Origin of the sequence: Shewanella sp. BC20, assembly GCF_003129585.1 — a bacterium.
GTDB lineage: Bacteria > Pseudomonadota > Gammaproteobacteria > Enterobacterales > Shewanellaceae > Shewanella > Shewanella seohaensis.
On sequence record NZ_NHRI01000021.1, the window covers coordinates 50,512 to 71,873 of the forward strand.

A 21,362-nucleotide genomic window follows, 5' to 3' on the forward strand; every position below is an offset into this window, starting at 1 on the left:
AACTAATTTATCTAGCTAACCTGCATGAAAAAAAGGCTGTAGGCCGATAGGGTTTAGCGTTAGAATGCCGCAACTCCCAGAATCAGAATAAAGTTAACTAAGGAGATATCAGGTGGCCTCTACCTCATTCTACGCACAGATTAATCAACAGCTTGCCGATGTTAAAGCCGAAGGTTTATATAAAAGCGAGCGTGTTATTGCCTCACCGCAACAGACAGCCATTCAAGTTAATCACCAAGAAGTTGTTAACTTTTGCGCCAACAACTACTTAGGCCTAGCCAACCACCCTGAACTGATTAAAGCCGCACAGCAAGGCTTAGACAGCCACGGCTTTGGTATGGCTTCAGTCCGTTTTATTTGTGGAACCCAAGACATCCACAAACAACTCGAAGCCAGCCTGAGTGAATTCCTCGGCATGGAAGACACGATTCTGTATTCTTCTTGCTTCGACGCCAACGCAGGTCTGTTCGAAACCCTGTTAGATGCCGAAGATGCGATTATCTCCGACGCCCTAAACCATGCCTCTATTATCGATGGTGTGCGTTTATGTAAGGCCAAACGTTTCCGTTACGCCAACAACGATATGGCGGATTTAGAGACGCAATTAATCGCCGCAAAAGCCGCTGGCGCGCGCAATATTCTGATCGCTACCGACGGCGTATTCTCAATGGACGGCGTGATCGCCAATCTGCAAGGCGTGTGTGATTTAGCCGATAAATACGGCGCATTGGTCATGGTTGATGACTCACATGCAGTGGGCTTTGTTGGCCTCAACGGCCGTGGTTCGCACGAACATTGTGGTGTAATGGGCCGTGTCGATATTATCACCGGCACCCTAGGCAAAGCATTAGGCGGCGCATCGGGCGGTTTCACTTCAGGTAAAAAAGAAGTCATCGACTGGTTACGCCAACGCTCTCGCCCTTACCTATTCTCTAACTCATTGGCGCCTTCGATTGTAACGGCCTCTATCCATGTATTAGAGATGCTCAAATCGGGCCAAGCACTGCGTGAAGCAGTATGGGAAAACAGCCGTTACTTCCGCGAAAAAATGTCAGCGGCAGGCTTTACCTTAGGCGGTGCAGACCACGCGATTATCCCTGTGATGATTGGCGATGCCAAACTGGCGAGCGATTTCGCTAACCGTTTATTAGCAGAACATATTTACGTTATCGGCTTCTCATTCCCTGTGGTGCCAAAGGGACAAGCCCGTATTCGTACTCAAATGTCGGCGGCGCACACCCGTGAGCAACTCGACAAAGCGATTGAAGCCTTTACCCGTATCGCTAAAGAAATGGCGATTATTTAGGACCCTACAAAATGAAAGCACTAAGCAAGTTAAAAGCCGAAAAAGGCATTTGGTTAGTCGATGCGCCTAAACCTGAAATGGGCCACAACGATCTGCTGATCAAGATTAAAAAGACCGCCATTTGTGGCACCGACATGCACATCTACAACTGGGACGAATGGTCACAAAAAACCATTCCTGTGCCTATGGTGGTAGGTCACGAGTACGTGGGTGAAGTAGTTGATATCGGTCAAGAAGTGCGTGGCTTTAAAATTGGTGACCGCGTTTCTGGTGAAGGCCATATCACCTGCGGCCACTGCCGTAACTGCCGCGCTGGTCGCACGCATTTATGCCGCAACACCTCAGGTGTGGGTGTAAACCGTGAAGGTTCATTTGCCGAATACTTAGTGATCCCAGCCTTTAACGCCTTCAAAATTCCCGATGATATCAGCGATGATTTAGCATCTATCTTCGACCCATTCGGTAACGCAGTACACACTGCGCTGTCATTCGACTTAGTGGGCGAAGACGTATTAATTACTGGCGCGGGCCCAATCGGTATTATGGCTGCGGCCGTGTGTCGCCACGTTGGTGCTCGCCATGTAGTTATCACCGACGTTAACGAATACCGCTTAGAGCTGGCTCGTAAAATGGGCGCCACTCGCGCCGTTAACGTGGCTCAGGAAAGTCTGAAAGACGTGATGAAAGAACTCGGCATGACCGAAGGCTTCGACGTGGGTCTGGAAATGTCTGGCGTACCGTCAGCCTTCCACGCCATGTTAGATACCATGAACCACGGTGGTAAAATCGCGATGCTCGGTATTCCGGGTGGCGAAATGGCGATTGATTGGAGCAAAGTGATCTTCAAGGGTCTGGTCATCAAAGGCATTTACGGCCGTGAAATGTTCGAAACCTGGTACAAGATGGCAAGCTTGATCCAATCTGGCTTAGATATCTCGCCTATCATCACGCACCACTACAAGATTGATGATTTCCAAAAAGGCTTCGACGCTATGGGCTCGGGCCAATCAGGTAAAGTCATCCTCAGCTGGGATTAATTCTCTTAGCTATGCCAATCACGGGGCTGTACACACGCAGCCCCATGTTGCACACTTATCCCATCGCTTATCCCTTTTCAGTTATTTCAGGTTTTATTATGTCTTCCTTTAAACACCTCAGCGTGAATCAATTAGTGCAAATGACCGAGTCAAAGTCAGTGCAAATCGTCGATATTCGCGATGGTCACAGCTTTAACAACGGCCACATTGATGGCGCATTTAATTTGAATAACGAGAATCTGGCGCACTTTATTGGCCAAGCGGATATGGACAGTCCTTTAGTGGTGGTTTGCTACCATGGCATCAGCAGCCAAAATGCCGCGCAATACCTGTGTGAGCAAGGCTTTGATGATGTCTATAGCCTAGATGGTGGCTTTAGCGCTTGGCATGAGGCCAATGCATGATAGAGATTGGCAGACTCCCCAACAGCAGAGCCGCGCAGGCCTTTGTCGATTACCTTAAAGGTGAACAGATAGACTGCCAGATTCAGCCATTGCCGCAGGGAGTCGCTATTCTGGTTATCCGCGATCAATATGCCGAACAAGCCCGTAAAGAGTTCGCCCATTTTATCGCTAATCCTTACGATAACAAATACTTACAAGCATCATGGGAGCATGGTGATACTCATACTAAGCTCGACTATGGCGCCCCTTCTTTACAGCTTTTTGCGCAATTTATCACAGGTGCAGACCCAGTTACTCTTATCATCTTTGGCCTCTGTGTACTGATTTATGCCGCGATGAATTTAGGCTTCGGCGGCCCGGTTTATGAAACACTCTCCTATTTCGGTGCGGTGCCTGACACCAGTGTTAGTCAATTCTGGCGCGTGTTTACCCCAAGCCTGATGCACTTTTCGGCCATGCATATCATCTTCAACTTACTCTGGTGGTGGTATTTGGGTGGAAAAATCGAGACTCGCATAGGTACAGCCCCGCTGTTAATCCTGCTACTGATCGCCGGTACTTTACCCAATGTCGTCCAATACTATGTTAGCGGCCCCAACTTTGGCGGGCTGTCGGGCGTAGTGTATGCCGTCGCCGGTTACACTTGGGTCATGGGGATCCGCAAACCCGCTGCGGGGATAGGTTTACCGCCCTCCTACATGGGATTTATGTTGATTTGGCTAGTGTTAGGCTTTACGGATTTCTTAGGCGTGTCAGTGGCAAATGGCGCCCATATTGGCGGATTACTGATAGGTCTCGCCCAAGGCTGGTTCGATAGTCGCAGTAAAGCCACTCGCTAATTCACCGCGATTGCTTCCATGCTCGATTAAAAAGCGGGGAAGCCCAAAGGCTTACCCTGCTGCATTTAGGCGCTGTTACTTGGCCAACTCTAATACTTTGGCAACCAGCTTCTCGATGCCAGAGTGCGCCTCGGCAATGTTCCCCGCAAGCATATAAGCGGGCGTGCTGACAATCTTATTCGCCTCATCAACCACGATATCATGCACAGTCGCCGCCTGATGATGGCCGCCCATCAGATTAAAGGCTGCGACCGTATCCACATCATTACCGATAGTGCCCTTAGCGCCGTGTCCATATAAACGCGGGATCATCATAGGCGCGATACAAATAAAGCCGACAGGCTTTTTCGCTAGAATAAATTCATTAATAAAATCAGTAACGAGTGGATTCACTTCACACTCACTACCATTAGTGGCGAAGTTACACAGATTTTTCGCCGCCCCAAATCCGCCAGGGATAACCAGTGCATCGAAATCGGTAATATCGAGTTCGGTGGTTGCTTTTACTTCGCCACGGGCGATACGTGCCGATTCAACCAACACATTTCGTGTCGCCGTCTTGTCTACTTCGCCCGTGAAGTGATTAACAACATGCATCTGATTGATATCAGGAGCAAAACATTGATATTGGGCCCCCGCTTTCGACAGAGATAATAACGTTAAAACCGATTCATGGATCTCTGTTCCATCGAAAACACCGCACCCACTGAGCAATACTGCGATTTTTTTCATTATAAATATCCTTCTTATGTCATTTGGTTTTAACAAACTGTAAACAAAATGGTTGATCTGCTTAAAAATCATGCTAACTTAGTTCGTCGAATCTAAGGGTCGGTGAAAATTAACACAGCCTTTAGGTATTTTACGGAGTCAAGAAAAAATCCACAAATCAGGAAGATTTTTCAAGAAACAGTATTGAACTCACACAAATATTTTAAAAACATAAAAATCAACAACTTAAAAATATCGCACCAAGCCGTAAACATCGCCATTATTCACAGTTGACTTTTTCACTCACAGAGTTATCCACAGGCTGAGAGTCAATTTGCCGTGGCTGAAATACCGTATCTGTGGCATGCTTACCGCCATCTAAGTCATCGATAAACGAAAATTACTTATGCCTACCATAGCCAATAACCCACTTGTCCTTGTGGATGGATCTTCTTATTTATATCGCGCCTATTATGCGCCTCCTCACCTGACAAACTCAAAGGGCGAAGCTACTGGTGCTGTTTATGGCGTAGTGAATATGCTCCGCAGCTTATTAAGCCGTTATCAACCTAGCCATATCGCTGTGGTGTTCGACGCTAAAGGCAAAACCTTCCGCAATGACTTATATGAAGAATACAAGGCACATCGCCCGCCCATGCCGGATGACCTGCGCTCACAAATTGAACCACTACACCGTATTATTCGTGCCTTAGGCCTGCCCTTAATCTCCATTCCAGGTGTTGAGGCGGACGATGTTATCGGCACAATCGCTCGCCAAGCGAGCCGCGAAAACCGCGCCGTACTCATCAGCACTGGCGATAAAGACATGGCGCAGCTGGTTGATGAAAATATCACGCTGATCAACACCATGACAGATACCATCATGGGCCCTGAAGAAGTTGCGGCTAAATATGGTGTTGGTCCAGACAGAATTATCGATTTCTTGGCGCTAATGGGCGACAAGGCAGATAACATTCCCGGTTTACCCGGCGTAGGCGAAAAAACCGCATTAGCCATGCTCACAGGGGCGGGCAGTGTCGCCAATTTGCTTGCAGAGCCCGAAAAAGTTACCGAATTAGGCTTTAGGGGCGCAAAAACCATGGCAGCGAAAATCATCGACAATGCCGACATGCTAAAACTGTCCTATGAGCTTGCCACCATTAAAACCGATGTTAAGCTCGAACAAGATTGGCATGAACTCGAAGCCAAACCCGCTGACAGGGATGAGCTGATCAAATGCTACGGCGAAATGGAATTTAAACGCTGGCTTGCCGAAGTCTTAGATAATAAGGCGCCGACGACGGTCGCAGCAAAAGTCGAAACGACCGAAACCCAAGAAGAATCAACGCCCAGCGTCACGATTGAAACCCAATACGATACGATTCTCACCGAAGCTCAGCTCGATGAGTGGATTGCCAAACTCAAGCAAGCGCCATTAATGGCCGTAGATACCGAGACCACCAGCCTCGACTATATGGTTGCGGAATTGGTTGGCCTGTCCTTTGCTGTTGAAGCAGGTAAAGCCGCTTATCTACCTCTAACACACGATTATGTTGGCGCGCCTCAACAATTAGATAAACAGATTGCACTCGAAAAGCTGCGCCCGATACTCGAAGACGCCAAGATCAAAAAAGTCGGTCAAAACCTGAAATATGATATCAGCGTATTGGCCAATGCCGGCATAAAACTCCAAGGTGTTGCGTTTGACACCATGCTCGAATCCTATGTGTTTAACTCGGTCGCCTCACGCCATGATATGGATGGGCTGGCGCTTAAATACCTAGGCCATAAAAATATCGCCTTCGAAGATATCGCAGGTAAAGGTGCTAAACAGCTAACCTTCAACCAAATTCCGTTGGAAACAGCATCGCCCTATGCGGCGGAAGATGCCGATATTACCCTGCGTCTTCATCAACATTTGTGGCCAAGACTCGAAAAAGAGACCGAATTAGCCTCGGTCTTTACCGATATTGAACTGCCACTGATCCAAATTCTGTCCGATATTGAGCGCCAAGGCGTGTTTATCGATAGTATGTTGCTCGGCCAACAGAGTGATGAACTTGCGCGTAAAATCGATGAGTTAGAAACAAAAGCTTATGATATTGCTGGTGAAAAATTCAATTTAAGCTCACCAAAGCAACTTCAGGTGCTGTTTTTTGAAAAGCTGGGTTATCCGGTCATCAAAAAGACCCCTAAGGGAGCACCCTCTACCGCGGAAGAAGTGCTGGTTGAGTTGGCACTGGATTTCCCTCTGCCTAAAGTGATCCTTGAGCATAGAAGCCTAACCAAGCTAAAGAGTACTTACACCGACAAGCTCCCTCTAATGGTGAACGCGAAAACGGGTCGGGTACACACAAGCTACCATCAGGCCAACGCGGCAACGGGGCGTTTGTCCTCGAGCGAACCAAACCTACAGAATATTCCTATCCGCACTGAGGAAGGTCGTCGTATTCGTCAAGCCTTTATTGCGCCTCAAGGACGTAAGATTTTGGCCGCCGACTATTCGCAGATTGAACTAAGGATCATGGCGCATTTATCCCAAGATGCGGGCTTACTCAAAGCCTTCGCTGAAGGTAAAGACATTCACAGAGCCACCGCCGCCGAAGTATTTGGCACCGACTTTGACAGCGTCACCTCGGAGCAGCGTCGCCGTGCCAAAGCCGTTAACTTTGGCCTTATCTATGGCATGTCCGCCTTTGGATTGGCGCGTCAGCTCGACATCCCCCGTAACGAGGCACAAACTTACATAGACACATACTTCGCCCGCTACCCAGGTGTATTAAGGTATATGGAAGAAACACGAGCCAGTGCAGCAGAACTTGGCTATGTCTCTACGCTATTTGGCCGCCGTCTCTATTTACCTGAAATTCGCGACCGCAATGCAATGCGCCGCCAAGCAGCAGAAAGAGCCGCGATTAACGCCCCAATGCAAGGCACCGCCGCGGATATTATTAAAAAAGCCATGATAAGCATTGCCGATTGGATAAAAACCGATACCCAAGGTGAAATCGCCATGATCATGCAAGTCCACGACGAATTAGTATTCGAAGTCGATGCCGATAAAGCCGAAACACTCAAGCTCAAGATGTGTGAACTCATGGCCAAAGCAGCTAATCTGGACGTGGAACTTCTGGCAGAAGCTGGTATTGGCGATAACTGGGATCAAGCCCACTAGCATTCAAGCTCTAGACTTTAGCCACTAACACTCGTTGCTAACACTTACTAAGGCTCATTCTTTACAGGATGGGCCTTTATATTTAGTGCAACTCTTAGGTGCCGCTAAACTCGACATCGCAGAGAACGAGATGAGGAGAAGTTGTTTACTCAGGCGAATACCCTGATGGGCTCCCCCCTCAAGAGCGGGAAGCTGCATTCGACTCTCCATATCTCAGTCACTAAATTTAATCTCCCCTCAATTCTCGCAGCTTCAACACCGGTATAAGCACAACCAGCTATCCGCGAGACACTCCACGCAAGCCTAAACAATCGTTCGCTGATGGATACAACCAAGAACAATCACCAAAATAGAGTAAAAACATTAAATCTGAAGAATTGATCAATTCTGTACTAAAAATACGGTCAAATTAGCGAAATCAGTGGCTTAAATGCTATTTGTGAAAATATCAGATCAAACACCGCTGGTTTTTTCACCTAAAACTTGAGATCTACTGCACACAATTATCACTTTTTCAAAAAAACTGTTTTCCATTTAGAGATAAATAGCGTATTATTCTCTGCGTAGGGTACAGAGGTTAAGATGTTCTATCTTTCAGACCTTTATTTCACTTATAGTGACGAGCCAAATTCTGGCGCCCCAGCAACTTGTTTGCTGGGGCTTTTTTTTGCTCTTTTTTCGGCCTAAGGATGATTTCAACAAAGGTGAGTAAATTTTAGAGTATTTACTTTAATAAAAGGTAAATTCGATGTATGCTGTCTTCATTGAGAACCATTGAAGGTAATTTGATGGTGCTTGAGTCTTGTTGAATTTAGCTTCTCCCCAAAAGAGCTAAAATTTTGGCCGGTGACTAATGTTATCGGCTATTTTTTTGCCCAAAATTTGCGGGGTGAAATAGATGTTTTATAAGGGGATATAGCAGAAAGAGATGGCCGAATGCGCTAGTGGCATCCGACCATAAAGCAAAAGGCTTACTCAGCGTCTTCTTGGTTTTCTAACTCATCGGCCAACCATTGCGGATGACACCATTCATTTAAGATACTAAGCACTTTTGGTTTGCCCGTGCCTTTGAGCGCAGAAAAAGGCTCAACCTGTACCCAATCACCAAACTCAACCAGCGCTTTACGCACTTCGTTCACGGTCTTCATCTTCGCGCTTTGCGCCAATTTATCGGACTTAGTCAGTAATGCGAGTACCGGTATTTGACTCGCAACCGCCCATTCGATCATCTGCATATCCAAATCTTTCAACGGATGACGAATATCCATCAATACCACAACGCCACTTAAGCACGCACGCTTCTGCAAATATTCGCCGAGGGATTGTTGCCACTTTAATTTCATGGCTAAAGGCACTTGGGCAAAGCCGTAACCCGGTAAATCGACTAATCGGCGCTGCGCATCGAGTTCAAATACGTTAATAAGCTGAGTGCGCCCCGGGGTTTTACTGGTACGCGCTAAGTTTTTCTGCTCAGTTAATGCATTGAGCGCACTCGATTTTCCGGCATTAGAGCGACCAGCAAAAGCAATCTCAACACCAACGTCGCCGGGCAGATATTGATCCAAATGTGCAATGTCAGGTGCACTGATTAAAAACTTCGCCCTGCGAAAATCTATATGAGATTCAGTCACTATTTACTCCAATATATTTACTGCGCAATACCATAATTTATGAAGAATTGCTTACTTTTCCACGTTTTCGTGTAAAATATTACCCCGATCACATTAAACATATTTTACCACGCTTGCGGGTCACCCTAGTAAGCTCAGGATAATAATCTTAACCAGAAGTTGGAACGCCATGAAAAAGTTAGCTCTTGCGCTGTCTGTTGTAGTTGCCGCCATATCTTCACCTGCGATTGCTGAAGGTAATGCTGAAGCGGGAAAAACTAAAATTATCGTTTGTTCTGCATGTCACGGCATGGACGGTAACAGTATGATCGATATGTACCCTAAGCTTGCAGGCCAACACGCCACATACCTCCAAAAGCAACTACATGATTTCCGTAGTGCGGCGCAATCAGGCGGTAAAGATGGTCGTATGGATCCTATCATGAGTGGTATGGCAATGCCTCTAAGCGATCAAGATATTCTTGATATCAGCGCTTATTTCTCTAGCCAAGCAATCCAAGTTGCTGAAGCGAAAGATGTTCCTGAGCTAGGTGCAAAACTTTACAAAGGTGGCGATGTATCACGCGGCATCACAGCTTGTATGGCCTGTCATGGTCCAGATGCTAAAGGTGCTGAATCAGCAGGTTTCCCAGCATTAGCTGGTCAACACGCTAACTACATCAAAATCCAACTAACTAAGTTCCGTGATGCAGGTCGCCACAACGATCTCAACGGCATGATGCAAGATGTCGCGAAAAAGTTAAGCGACAGTGATATCGAAGCATTATCTAAGTACATTGCTAGCCTGAAATAGGTTTTAGCGATAAAAAAGGGTGCACTGTCACCCTTTTTTATCACCACAAAGTTTACGTTAACGTAAACTGATAAAGATTCATGCTTGACATAGATCACAGATTTGGGTTTAATAAGCCCCGTACCGAGATAAACCCATCTGTTTGTACAAATAAATTAATAATAACTTGCAGATTTCGGTATAATTAACATTCAAGATATAAGAATAAAGACTCTCAATAACAATAATATAACTAAGACCACTCTCTAATAATAATAAGAGCAGTGATTTCGCCTTGAAATCCCGGTCAGTACATTTTTGTAAGGGATGGCCGATAACGCCAATTTGCGATAAGCAAATCGCCTTACACTCAGGGTAACTTGCCCCATCAGGACACAGTTTGAATGATTCAAACTGTAGCAAAGGAAGCTAATAGCTTTGGATGCACTGGCTGGAAGCTTGTTATCACTGGAAGGTACTTCAAGCAACATGGATGGTTAACTTAACGTCATTGATGACGCTGTAATAAAGATGTGTCTTGAGACCATCTACGGAAACTGTGGTCTGGATGGCGACAGAAACTAATTAAGTGTCTGGAAGACCGATAACTAAAATGATGCAGGGAAAGCAGTAAAAAAAAGAAGGATACCGACCGGGAAAGTCGCATAGCAAGTAAGGATACTTGGAATCAGAATAGGGTGCAAAATGCACCGTTTGTAAGGCGGCAGTTTAACTGCCGCCTTTTTTCTTTGTGATACCCCACCAGCATACATCCAGCACCGAAAGTGCACTTCCGCAATATAATTGTTACAATCAAGACCTTAATACTTTTCTAGTTGACTCAATGCGCAGATGTCCCCTTTGTCATAGCACGCAAACACTGTTGCTCCATCAGGACAAGAAACGGTGTTTTTATGTTTGCCAGACATGCGGACTCACCTTTGCAGACGCAAATAGCCATCTTCCTCCCGCGGCAGAAAAACAACGTTATGGCCGTTCGCGGATTGCCGCCAAACAGCGCCAACTGTCGCAATTTATTTTACCGCTACTGACACAAATACAATTGCAGCAAAAAGGTAGCCTCACGGGCTTAAATTTTGGACGCGTGTTAGATCAAACCAGTCTGGCGACCATTGAATCGGCGGGACACACTTTCAAGCAGTATGATCCTTTCTTCGCACCAGACCACAAAACGCTTAAGCAAGAATATGATTTTATTTGTTGCTACCGAGTCTTTGAGCATTTTCAGCACCCCAGTAGAGAATGGAGTTTACTGACCCGTTTACTCAAATCGGGGGGCTGGTTAGCGATTAGCACACCCTTATTAATTGATTTAGAAGGCTTTGCTAAATGGCATTATAAAAACAATCTCACTCACGTGAGTTTTTACCAAAGACAAACCTTTGAATACCTAGCGAGTAATAGCGATTTTGAACTATTATTTGCCGCGAAAGACCTCGTTTTGATGCAAAAAACATCATAATCTGGTATAACAGCCGACCGAATTTAGTACCGAGTCGATCCCGTATCGGCTAGGCCACACGTTGTAAACAATTGAGAAAATCATGTCTCGTAGCAAGAAAACACGCAAGGGCGGCGAGAATAGCCCTAAATTACAGCCAAGAGTGAAAAAGCAGGACCGTGCAGAAGTCACTGGCAAGCGCGCCGAAAAGGGCAACAAGTCTGGCAGTCGTCATAATGAGGCGCTGATCCAGGCTCAAGCACCACAGAAAAAGGCTGCGCAGAAGAAAGATCCTCGCCATGGCAGCAAAAAGCCTGTGGTATTAACTTTGCCAACAGCCACTGAAAAGCCAGCCACACCAAAGGTTAAGCAACCTAAGTTAACTGACGAGCAAAAACTGCTGAAGCTGGAAGAAGATCCAAGACTGAACCAGTTGCTCGATATGCTGGAAGAAGGCCGTAACTTAAGCAATGACGACCAACAATGGTTAGATCAACAGCTGAACAAGATTGAAGCCCTGATGATTAAACTGGGTATCAGCGATGAGTTAGAAGATGAAGCGCCAGCGAAATCTAAAGCCGATTCAGATGATGACCTGTTCGATCGCTTTGAATCGGGTGCCGACCTGCTAAAAGATTATCAAGATAAGTTTTAAATCTTAGAATATGCATAAAAACAAAGCACCCAGCCTTTGTTTTTATGCAGTCTAAACAAGGAGTTTACGTGTCTACCACTCTTATCCTGCTTGGTTTTATCATCATTGTTGCCCTCAGTAGTTACGCCACTTTCTTACTCCTCAAGCTCAAGCAGCAGAAACAACGCCAACAAGCGCTCACTGCCGAGCGTGAAGCAGCGGCTAACGCGAAGCGCGCCCAAGTACTAGAAGATATTCGTTATATCGCCACCGCCATGATTGACGACCGCTGCGAAATCTCTGAAGGTGTGGTGAGGATTGGCCGTTTATTTGAAATTTTATCCTTAAGCGAGCGCGTGGCACCTGAGTTCCCAGCATTCTTCCAACACTTTGAGCTGATTAAAGATCACCCGATAATGGAAGCTCGCCAAGCCCTGCCAAAGCAAGAACGGATGAAGCTCGATTTTGTCCGCATGAAATCTGAAGCTGAACTGGCCGAGGGTATTACCGCCGATGCCAAAAAGCTCTCAAATTATCAGTTAAAAGCCCCACATTAAGCTGACGATATTAGCCTCAAGGCCAAACCTTGGCTTTGAGGCCCAATCGCTCCCGCATTTCTTTTCCCACACAGAGTACGGCTTCCCGTGAGCCTGTGCACAAAACCTCCAAAAAACAACAGACATTGGCTCCTTTTTCATAGATATTGCGTAACTTCTAAAAGGACAGACATCATTTTTACAACCTAGATCAAGGTTATTTGGCTAAGAACCTTGCATACTTCGCTTGTTGCTAATTTACCCTCGGAGGACACGCCTTGAAGCAGCCCACTCAGATAAGCTGGGATCAGTCGATGATCGAAAAATATAACTACAGCGGTCCCCGTTACACTTCTTACCCAACGGCGCTGGAGTTCGATGATTCATTCACTGAACAAAACCTGTTAACGGCGATTGAAAACAGTAAGAGTGACAAACTGTCGCTGTATATTCACATCCCCTTCTGCGCCAAACTTTGCTACTACTGTGGCTGTAATAAAGTTATCACTCGCCACGCCCACAAGGCCGATCAATATATCGAGTATTTGAGCCACGAAATTATTAAGCGCGCTCCGCTGTTTAAGCACTACACAGTCACCCAAATGCACTGGGGCGGCGGCACACCAACCTTCTTAAATCCTGAGCAAATTCTGAAGTTAACCGACTTAATTAAGGCTAATTTTAACTTTGCCGCTGAAGGTGAGTTCTCTATCGAAGTTGACCCGCGTGAGATTGAGCTTTCAATGCTCGATACCTTAAAAGAAGCGGGCTTTAACCGCATTTCTATCGGGGTGCAGGACTTCAATAAAGAAGTACAAGTCGCGGTTAACCGTGAGCAGGACGAACAATTTATTTTCGATTTAATGGCCAAAGCCAAGGCCATGGGATTTGTCTCAACCAATATCGACTTAATTTACGGTCTTCCACATCAGACACCCGAAACATTCGCCGCCACCATGCAGCGCGTGTTAGACCTGTCGCCCGATCGTCTATCCGTGTTCAACTATGCCCACTTACCCGCGCGTTTTGCCGCGCAGCGTAAGATCAAAGATGAACATTTACCTTCGCCAAAACAAAAACTCGAGATGTTGCATCAAACGATCGAGACCTTAACTGGCGCGGGTTATCAGTACATTGGCATGGACCACTTCGCTAAGCCCGACGATGAGCTGGCTAAGTTACAACGCGAAGGCAAACTGCACCGCAACTTCCAGGGTTATACCACCCAAGAAGAATGCGACCTGCTCGGTCTTGGTGTGTCTTCTATCAGCCAAATCGGCGATTGTTATGCGCAAAACCAGAAGGACATTCGTCCTTACTACGAAGCCATCGACAAAGACGGTCATGCACTGTGGAAAGGTTGTAGTCTGAACCGTGACGACGAAATCCGCCGTGTCGTGATCAAACAACTGATCTGCCACTTCGATTTAGATATGGCAAAAATGGACGAAAAACTGGGTATTAAGTTTGAGGAATACTTCGCCGAAGACTTAAAACTGCTGCAAACCTTTATCGACGATAAGTTAGTCGATGTAACCGATAGAAAGATCACTATCAGCCCCACTGGCCGTCTGTTGATCCGCAATATCTGTATGTGCTTCGACCTTTACTACCGTCAAAAAGCGCGTCAACAACAGTTCTCCCGTGTGATCTAACACTGACGCATCTCCAATAAAAAATCCGACTCTAATGTCGGATTTTTTTTATTGGGCAAAAGAGCCGCTTACTTAAGCTTTAGCCGCATATAGCGCCTTGCGCTCGCTCTCGGATAAAAACGCCATTTCCATCCCGTTGCGTTGCACCTGAGCCAGCTCGGCATCGCTTAGTCCCAGTTCAGACTTGGCAATGCGGTATTCGTGCTTGATATCAATCGCACTCACGCCTGGATCATCAGTGTTAAGGCTTATCAACACACCGGCATCCATAAAGGTTCTGAAGGGATGTTCTGCATAGGAAGACACGGTCGACGTGTGCAGGTTGCTGGTTGGGCAAGATTCGATACCGATACGGTGTTTAGCGAGATATTCCATCAGCTTAGGATCGTGTATCGCATTCACCCCATGGCCGATACGTGTTGCACCCAACTCCTGAATCGCTTGCCACATACTTTGTGAACCCGCCGCTTCCCCCGCATGGGCGGTAATGGCTAAGCCCGCATCTCGCACTCGCTTAAAGTGCTCGTTAAACAATTCGCCAGGGAAGCCTAGCTCATCGCCGGCTAAATCCATCGCGACTAAATGTTGTTTATGGGCGAGCAGGCCTTCGAGCTCCTGAGTACAAGCTGCTTGGCCGAATGAGCGCGACATAATCCCGATAAGATTGATTTTAACTTGGTAATCTTTCAGGCCCGCTTTCACTCCGTCGATAACCGCTTCAACCACACCTTCAATCGGTAGTTTATGGTTCATCGCCATGTAATATGGACTAAAACGCAGCTCCGCATAATCAAGGCCAGATAACGCCGCATCGGCCACGTTTTCATAGGCGACACGTTTTACCGCATCTAAATCAGCTAGCACTGCCACCATCCAGTCAAGCTTCTTCAAGAAGGCGACTAAGCTGGTTTCTTTCCCCTGAATTTGTACAAATGGCGCGAGAGTCTCTAAAGAATCGGCAGGTAAAGCAATGCCGTGTTGGTGTCCGAGTTCCCAAATGGTGTTCACTCGCACGTTACCATCTAAGTGACGATGCAAATCCACCAATGGAATGGATGTATTGATCATAATTAACCCCTATGTGAACTACCCAGCCAATGCTTTTGTTATTTGGTCTAGGGCGGACCCTAAGTTTAACACGCATTCTTTGGTGTCACTTAACAGACCTCGGGATTTAAATTCACATTCAGTCACAATTCTGCTTAATATGCGTACAACAATCTGGGGAAAACCTCAGGCATAATGACCTCAATAACAACGAAAATATCCGAGATAAATCATGCATAAACTCTTTACCCCAAGCTTACTGATTTGCGCACTTAGTGCCTGTAGCGCGGTTCAGCCCCCAATCGAATCCACCAAACAAACAACGGTAGCCGTTGCGCAGTCCACAGCCAAGACTATGGCCCCAGCACTGCAAGCAATTGTGGATCAAAGTTGGCAACTCCAACTCAGTGCCAGCCCTGAAATGGCCTATGGAATGGGGGATAAGAGTGCTGCGGGTAAACTGCAAGACCTGTCTCCCGAAGCCTTAGCCAAGCTCAATCAGGGACAAATGGCCATTCTCGCCCAATTGAAAGCACTGGATCGCAGCAAGCTGAGTAAAGAGGATAAAATCAACGCCCAAATCCTCGAAGATCAGATCCAAAACGAGGTCGACCTGTATAAATACAAGGATTACTACCTGCCGATCACCGCAGAGAGTGGCTTCCACGCCTATATATCTTCCATTGCGCAAGGGCGGTTCAAAACCCTAGAGGATTACCAAAACTACCTAGGCAAGCTCAAGGCACTACCGACCTATTTTGCCCAGCAAACCCATTGGTTAAAACAAGGACTAAAGGAAGGTATTACACCGCCTAAAGCCACGCTCAAGGGATTTGAAAACAGCATTAGTGCTTACATCTTACCGGTAGAGAAAAGCAGTTATTTCAAGCCTTTTACTCAATACCCAAGCCACTTTACTGAGGCGCAAAAAGCGCAACTGACCCAAGAAGGCCGAGCATCGGTCGAGCAGAATGTGCTCCCGACCTATCAGGCTTTTTATGATTTTATGACTCAGGAGTATATGCCCAACACTCGGGAAAATATTGCCGCCAACAGCTTACCCGATGGTGATGCCTTCTATGAGAACCGCGTTCGTTACTACACGACCTTAAATATGACCTCGGCCGAAGTGCACGAACTTGGTTTAAAAGAAGTGAAACGTATCCGCCAGGAAATGGAGCAAGTCATTAAGTCTGTTGGCTTTAAAGGCAGCTTTGCCGACTTTTTACATTTCTTAAGAACCGATCCCCAGTTTTACACCACCAGTGCGGATCAGCTCCTGAAAGAAGCAGCCTTTATTGCCAAAAAAGCCGATGCCATGTTGCCCAAATATTTTGGTAAATTGCCGCGAAAACCCTATGGTATCGCGCCGGTGCCGGCCGAAATCGCTCCTAAATACACCTCAGGCCGTTATTCTGGCTCTAATCGTGACGACGAGCCGGGTTACTACTGGGTTAATACCTACGCCTTAGATAAGCGTCCGCTCTATGAACTCGAAGCGCTAACGCTGCACGAAGCTGTGCCCGGGCATCATCTGCAGATTTCACTCAACTCCGAACTGAGCTCATTGCCCGATTTTCGTCGCTACAGCTATATTTCCGCCTTTGGTGAAGGTTGGGGATTGTATAGCGAATACTTAGGCTTAGAAGCGGGATTCTATCAAGACCCTTACAGTAACTTTGGTCGTCTAACCTATGAGATGTGGCGCGCCGCTCGTCTCGTTGTCGATACGGGGATGCACGCCCAAGGTTGGAGCCGAGAACAAGCCATCGAATTTATGGCGAGCAACACGGCGTTATCGCTCCACAATGTGACCACTGAGATTGACCGCTACATTACCTGGCCAGGGCAAGCGCTCTCCTACAAGATTGGTGAGCTCACCATTAAACGCCTACGCGCTAAAGCCGAGCAAGCCTTAGGTGATAAATTTGATATTCGCGCCTTCCACGACGCGGTATTAGAAAATGGTTCTGTGCCTATGTCGGTGCTGGAGCAGCAAATAAACGACTTTATCGAAGTGCAAAAAGCCGCGATTTAAGCTCATCCCAAGGGAGCGGGTATTTTCCTGCTCCCTTTCCTGCCCGCCCCAGTTCTCTGATACACTCTAACAAACCTTTTTGCCCGAGATGTGCGACAGAGTGAGTATGAGCCAAACGCCCCTAAACTTTCCAAGGGAAGAGTTTTCCAAGGTAGCTTTTTCAACGGAACACGATTTAAATACTTCTGAACAGCAAGCCTTCTGGCAAACCGTTGCCCAAGACACTCTCAAAACGCCCGATGGATTAACCTTGGCCTACATGATGGTCAAGCACCCCAAGGCCCATGCCAGCATAGTCATCAGCAGTGGCCGGGTTGAGTCCTACTTAAAGTATCAAGAACTCGTTTTTGATTTGTACCAGCAAGGCTATTCGGTATTTGCTATCGATCACCGTGGCCAGGGATTATCGAGTCGCATGACGGCCAATCCCCATCAAGGCCACGTGCGGCGGTTCAACGACTATATCGACGATTTTGCCCTGTTTATGCAAACCGTTGTACTCAAACATGCCACTTCGCCATTATTCTTGCTCGGGCATTCTATGGGCGGCGCTATCGGTACCTTGTATCTCAAACAACATCCGGATGTGTTTACGGCGGCGGCATTTTCAGCCCCCATGTACGGCATTAAGTTACCTATGCCCAAAGGGTTTGTCCGTTGGCTTGCGAGTAAACTCGATGCCAGTCTCAACGGCGGAGAGCCTAACTATGTCCTCAGCGGGCAAAACTATAAGGCCGCTCCTTTTAAGGGCAATGATCTCACCCACTGTCAGAGTCGTTATCAAGCCTACCGAGAGTTGTACGATGCGGCGCCAAAGCTGCAATTAGGCTCACCCACTAACCGCTGGTTGACTGAATCCTTAGATGCGGCCGATGCCTGTGTCTTGGCCACAGCACATATCCGTACGCCTATTCTGATCCTGCAAGCCAGTGAAGATAAGATCGTCGACAATGCCGCACAAAATCTGGCGGTAAGCTCAAATTGCCAATTAAAAGTGATTGCAGGGGCTGCCCATGAGATTTTTATGGAGAAAGATAGCTACCGTAATCAAGCGCTTAATTACGCACTCGACTTTTTTAAACGCTACGCAACAAGGGACGTGGACAAACAAGCTGTTTAAAGTCATTAACACTTAAGGCACGCGCAATATTGTAGCCTTGGAAGTGAGTACAACCTAAGTGGCTAAAGAGTTGTTGTTGCTGTGGTGACTCGACACCTTTGGCCACGATAGACAAGTTAAAGACTTGTACCGACTGAATCAGCGCTTGGCTCCAGCTCGTATCCGTCGTTAAATTAGCGGCACAATGTAAATCAAGCTTAACCTCATTCAAGGGATAGTGACGCAAGCAACTCAAGGCGCCCTGTCCAGCACCAAAGTTATCTAATGTTATCGCAACTCCAGCTTCTGCGAGCAGACTGATCCTCGGCAGAATAAAGGAGGCTGATGTTAGTAATGCACTCTCGGTTAACTCAATCCCCAGCTGATTCTCATCCAGCTCATAGCGACGGGTTAAGGCAACTAATTGCTCGACGAAATCAGTTTGGCAGAAAGATAGAGTACTGATATTCAGAGTTAAACGAGGCAGGCTAATGCCCTGCTGTTTAAATTGTTTAATCAACTGGCAAACGCGCGTAGCCACATTTAAATCGAGTGATGCAATCAGACCATGGCGCTCGGCGAGGCCAATAAACTTAGCGACGGGGATAATATCACCGTTGGCTAAATGCCAACGGGATAAGACTTCCGCAGCGACTATCTTCCCTTGCATATCCACAACGGGCTGGAACATCAATGACAACTGATTGTCTGTAATCGCACGCTTTAGTTGCTGGCATAACGACAATTCGGGATCTTGAATATGTTCTAAATCAGGATGATAGAAGGCACAACCGGCCTGCTCGAGCGAATGAGCATGTTGCAGCGCCAATTCGGCGCGGCGCAGTGCAATTTCGGGAGCGAGGGTTTCAACCGAATCCAATAAACAAATACCAATATCGGCATTGAAGCTGACACTTTGCTCGCCTTGATGGAATGGACGCGTCGTCATGTGCCTTAACTCGGTAGCTAAAGCCAAGGCTCTGCGCCCGGCCATCGTAGCGTCAGCCGCCAACTCTTTGATCAAAATTGCAAACTGATCAAGCTCTATATGGGATACCTGGATATTTTCAGCAAAATAACTTGAGAGCCTCGCATTCAGTTGCGACAACAAGCGATCAAGTTCATGGGGTGTGAGCGTATCGCTAAAAGCATGAGTTTCCACATTGAGTAACAATAACGCGCCCCAATGACCTGCGCTGGGTCGTTGGTTGATATATTGAGATAACTGCTGCATAAAAGCTTCGGGCAGCATTCTATCGCCAGTCTCAGACTGCTTAACCAACTCGGCGATAGCCGCATGGTTTCGCTCACTTTCTGACACATCCACATGAATACCGATCATACGAGTGGGGCGACCGAGATGATCCCAATCGACCAACATGCCACGGTCGAATACCCAGACATAATGGCCATCGCGATGCAGTAAACGATGCACACTCTCAAATTCTTTTGTCTTGCCGCTGACGTATTCCTGCAGGCAGTCCAATACGGTTTGTCTATCATCGGGATGCAAACGGCTCTCCCAAGTCTGGAATGCGCCTTCGAGTTCGTCGGGCTGATAGCCAATCATTTCCTTCCAGCGATCAGACAAAAACACCTCGCCAGTCCGAATATCCCAATCCCAAATACCGTTACGCGAGCCTTCGACCGCAAACAACCAACGTTGCTCACTGTCATTTAGCTGCTTAACGGCTCGCGCTAAGCGCTCATGAACCTGCTGCAGACTTGTCTGTAGGGATAAAACCTCGGACGCGCTCCAAGGCATTTGAGTTGTAAACTCGGGAGTTCCAACGTGTTTGGCCGATTGACTCAACATCTTGAATGGGCGGATCAGCAGATAATATAAAACGAAGGTAAAACCGATTAGCAGCAGAGCACCGAGCCCCCAGACACGCATAAATCGTTGTTGTAGCTCAGTTGAAGCCCTCGCAACCAGAGGTGCTAAATCCGACTCGAGATAGACTAGCTCTGTAGCGCCGGGATATTGAGCTTCCACAGGATAATAAGCTTGAATAGACAACCGCTCAGGATTCACCAAAATGCTCGCTTGACCGGATTGCACCACCGCATGATGCTTAACTACATCATATCCATCGATAACCTCGATGGCATTGCTATCACGCCAAACGGTATGATTTGCAAAGCGGATCCGACTATTTGCGTCCAGTAAGATATAAACCATGACGTTCATATCTAAGGTTGCCAGAGAGACTTCCTGCTCGATCCGTTCTATGTCTTGTAATGCTTGCGCCGATTGCACCACGGCTTGCATACGCAATAACTGCTGCTTGATCTGGCTGACTTGGCGATCGGCTAATTCATTACGCACCAACTCACTCTCATAAAAATACTCAGCCGTCACTAACACTAAATACAGTGCCAGCATACATGCAGGTATCAATACGGCGAGCGAGAGTTTGCGAAGCATGGGTAGCCAAATATCTTCAATAAAGAAATGGACGCCTCGTATGCTAACGGGAAACCGATGACTAAGCAAAAAGACTTAACATAAGTGCCGCTATTTTAGACTAAATAATAGAATCTACGGGATTAGAGCTGGGCATCTAGACTCAACACAAGCTTGAAGAATTGAATCTTGAAATGGCAAACGCGAAAAAACAAAAAAGCCAGCTTATTCAGCTGGCTTCATTGTTTAATTAGGCGCTTGGCGATGACCTACTCTCACATGGGGAGACCCCACACTACCATCGGCGCGATTGCGTTTCACTTCTGAGTTCGGGATGGGATCAGGTGGGACCACAATGCTATTGTCACCAAGCAAATTTGGTATTTACTTACCTGTCTTATCTCACGCAGGCAGTAAATGAATTCGGAAAGCTGGATTGAGTTGCACTTCTTAAGTGTTTGTATTCGTCTAAGTACTACTGAGTAAAACCCATCTGGGTTGTATGGTTAAGCCTCTCGAGTCATTAGTATCAGTTAGCTCAACGCCTCACAACGCTTACACACCTGACCTATCAACGTCCTAGTCTCGAACGGCTCTTTAGTGGACTTA

At 46.9% G+C, this 21,362-nt stretch carries 16 protein-coding genes and 2 rRNA genes; 12 read left to right on the top strand and 6 right to left on the bottom strand.

Going from position 1 to position 21,362, the window contains the following annotated elements; all coding sequences use genetic code 11:
* The first annotated feature begins 112 nt into the window (after positions 1–112).
* The 4 genes from CBX96_RS18350 to glpG all read left to right on the top strand — a co-directional run bounded on the left by CBX96_RS18350 (position 113) and on the right by glpG (position 3,586).
* On the top strand, positions 113–1,306 hold the full coding sequence (locus tag CBX96_RS18350; RefSeq protein WP_011624621.1) for a glycine C-acetyltransferase: 1,194 nt from the start codon (positions 113–115) through the stop codon (positions 1,304–1,306).
* Between the two features lie 11 nt (positions 1,307–1,317).
* Positions 1,318–2,343: an L-threonine 3-dehydrogenase gene (gene tdh, locus CBX96_RS18355; protein WP_011624622.1), complete on the top strand. Its 1,026-nt coding sequence runs from the start codon at positions 1,318–1,320 to the stop codon at positions 2,341–2,343.
* Between the two features lie 98 nt (positions 2,344–2,441).
* On the top strand, positions 2,442–2,747 hold the full coding sequence (glpE, locus tag CBX96_RS18360; RefSeq protein WP_011624623.1) for a thiosulfate sulfurtransferase GlpE: 306 nt from the start codon (positions 2,442–2,444) through the stop codon (positions 2,745–2,747).
* A complete protein-coding gene (glpG, locus tag CBX96_RS18365; RefSeq protein WP_109287654.1) occupies positions 2,744–3,586 on the top strand; it encodes a rhomboid family intramembrane serine protease GlpG in 843 nt (280 codons plus the stop codon). Before glpE ends, glpG begins: the two co-directional genes overlap by 4 nt.
* A gap of 75 nt (positions 3,587–3,661) precedes the next feature.
* Here the strand turns inward: glpG and elbB are convergent, their stop codons facing one another.
* Positions 3,662–4,318, bottom strand: coding sequence for an isoprenoid biosynthesis glyoxalase ElbB (gene elbB / locus CBX96_RS18370; protein WP_011718815.1), 657 nt, complete (start codon positions 4,316–4,318; stop codon positions 3,662–3,664).
* A gap of 385 nt (positions 4,319–4,703) precedes the next feature.
* Here elbB and polA point away from each other — a divergent pair, with 385 nt between their 5' ends.
* Positions 4,704–7,472 (top strand): DNA polymerase I, encoded by a 2,769-nt coding sequence (gene polA / locus CBX96_RS18375; protein WP_109287655.1) that lies wholly within the window; start codon positions 4,704–4,706, stop codon positions 7,470–7,472.
* Between the two features lie 971 nt (positions 7,473–8,443).
* On the opposite strand, the gene yihA is transcribed toward polA, so the two are convergent.
* Positions 8,444–9,103, bottom strand: coding sequence for a ribosome biogenesis GTP-binding protein YihA/YsxC (gene yihA, locus CBX96_RS18380; RefSeq protein ID WP_109287656.1), 660 nt, complete (start codon positions 9,101–9,103; stop codon positions 8,444–8,446).
* A gap of 169 nt (positions 9,104–9,272) precedes the next feature.
* Here yihA and CBX96_RS18385 point away from each other — a divergent pair, with 169 nt between their 5' ends.
* The 5 genes from CBX96_RS18385 (at position 9,273) to hemN (ending at position 14,162) form a co-directional block, all read left to right on the top strand.
* The gene (locus CBX96_RS18385; protein ID WP_011718817.1) at positions 9,273–9,896 is read left to right on the top strand and encodes a cytochrome c; all 624 of its coding nucleotides are present in this window, start codon (positions 9,273–9,275) and stop codon (positions 9,894–9,896) included.
* An 823-nt stretch (positions 9,897–10,719) separates the two neighbouring features.
* Complete coding sequence (locus CBX96_RS18395) at positions 10,720–11,358, top strand: class I SAM-dependent methyltransferase (protein ID WP_109287657.1); 639 nt, start codon at positions 10,720–10,722, stop codon at positions 11,356–11,358.
* A gap of 82 nt (positions 11,359–11,440) precedes the next feature.
* Positions 11,441–11,992, top strand: coding sequence for a Der GTPase-activating protein YihI (gene yihI / locus CBX96_RS18400; protein ID WP_109287658.1), 552 nt, complete (start codon positions 11,441–11,443; stop codon positions 11,990–11,992).
* A 68-nt stretch (positions 11,993–12,060) separates the two neighbouring features.
* Positions 12,061–12,528, top strand: a complete 468-nt coding sequence (locus CBX96_RS18405) for a DUF2489 domain-containing protein (RefSeq protein ID WP_011624631.1) — start codon at positions 12,061–12,063, stop codon at positions 12,526–12,528.
* A 257-nt stretch (positions 12,529–12,785) separates the two neighbouring features.
* Positions 12,786–14,162 carry an oxygen-independent coproporphyrinogen III oxidase gene (hemN, locus tag CBX96_RS18410; RefSeq protein WP_084796735.1) on the top strand — a complete coding sequence of 459 codons (1,377 nt, stop codon included), beginning with the start codon at positions 12,786–12,788 and terminating at the stop codon, positions 14,160–14,162.
* A gap of 72 nt (positions 14,163–14,234) precedes the next feature.
* Here hemN and add read toward each other — a convergent pair whose 3' ends face one another.
* Entirely contained in the window at positions 14,235–15,230 is a 996-nt protein-coding gene (gene add / locus CBX96_RS18415; protein WP_109287659.1) for an adenosine deaminase, read from the bottom strand.
* Positions 15,231–15,441: 211 nt separating this feature from the next.
* Here add and CBX96_RS18420 point away from each other — a divergent pair, with 211 nt between their 5' ends.
* Together CBX96_RS18420 and CBX96_RS18425 are read left to right on the top strand one after the other, a co-directional pair.
* The gene (locus tag CBX96_RS18420) at positions 15,442–17,247 is read left to right on the top strand and encodes a DUF885 family protein (RefSeq protein ID WP_109287660.1); all 1,806 of its coding nucleotides are present in this window, start codon (positions 15,442–15,444) and stop codon (positions 17,245–17,247) included.
* Between the two features lie 106 nt (positions 17,248–17,353).
* The gene (locus CBX96_RS18425; RefSeq protein WP_109287661.1) at positions 17,354–18,367 is read left to right on the top strand and encodes an alpha/beta fold hydrolase; all 1,014 of its coding nucleotides are present in this window, start codon (positions 17,354–17,356) and stop codon (positions 18,365–18,367) included.
* On the opposite strand, the gene CBX96_RS18430 is transcribed toward CBX96_RS18425, so the two are convergent.
* The 3 genes from CBX96_RS18430 to CBX96_RS18440 form a co-directional block, all read right to left on the bottom strand.
* The gene (locus CBX96_RS18430; protein WP_109287662.1) at positions 18,324–20,774 is read right to left on the bottom strand and encodes an EAL domain-containing protein; all 2,451 of its coding nucleotides are present in this window, start codon (positions 20,772–20,774) and stop codon (positions 18,324–18,326) included. The two genes, CBX96_RS18425 and CBX96_RS18430, sit on opposite strands and share 44 nt — an antisense overlap.
* 235 nt (positions 20,775–21,009) lie before the next feature.
* Positions 21,010–21,125: ribosomal RNA gene (gene rrf, locus CBX96_RS18435) — 5S ribosomal RNA — on the bottom strand.
* Positions 21,126–21,255: 130 nt separating this feature from the next.
* Positions 21,256–21,362: ribosomal RNA gene (locus tag CBX96_RS18440) — 23S ribosomal RNA — on the bottom strand; the annotation flags it as partial.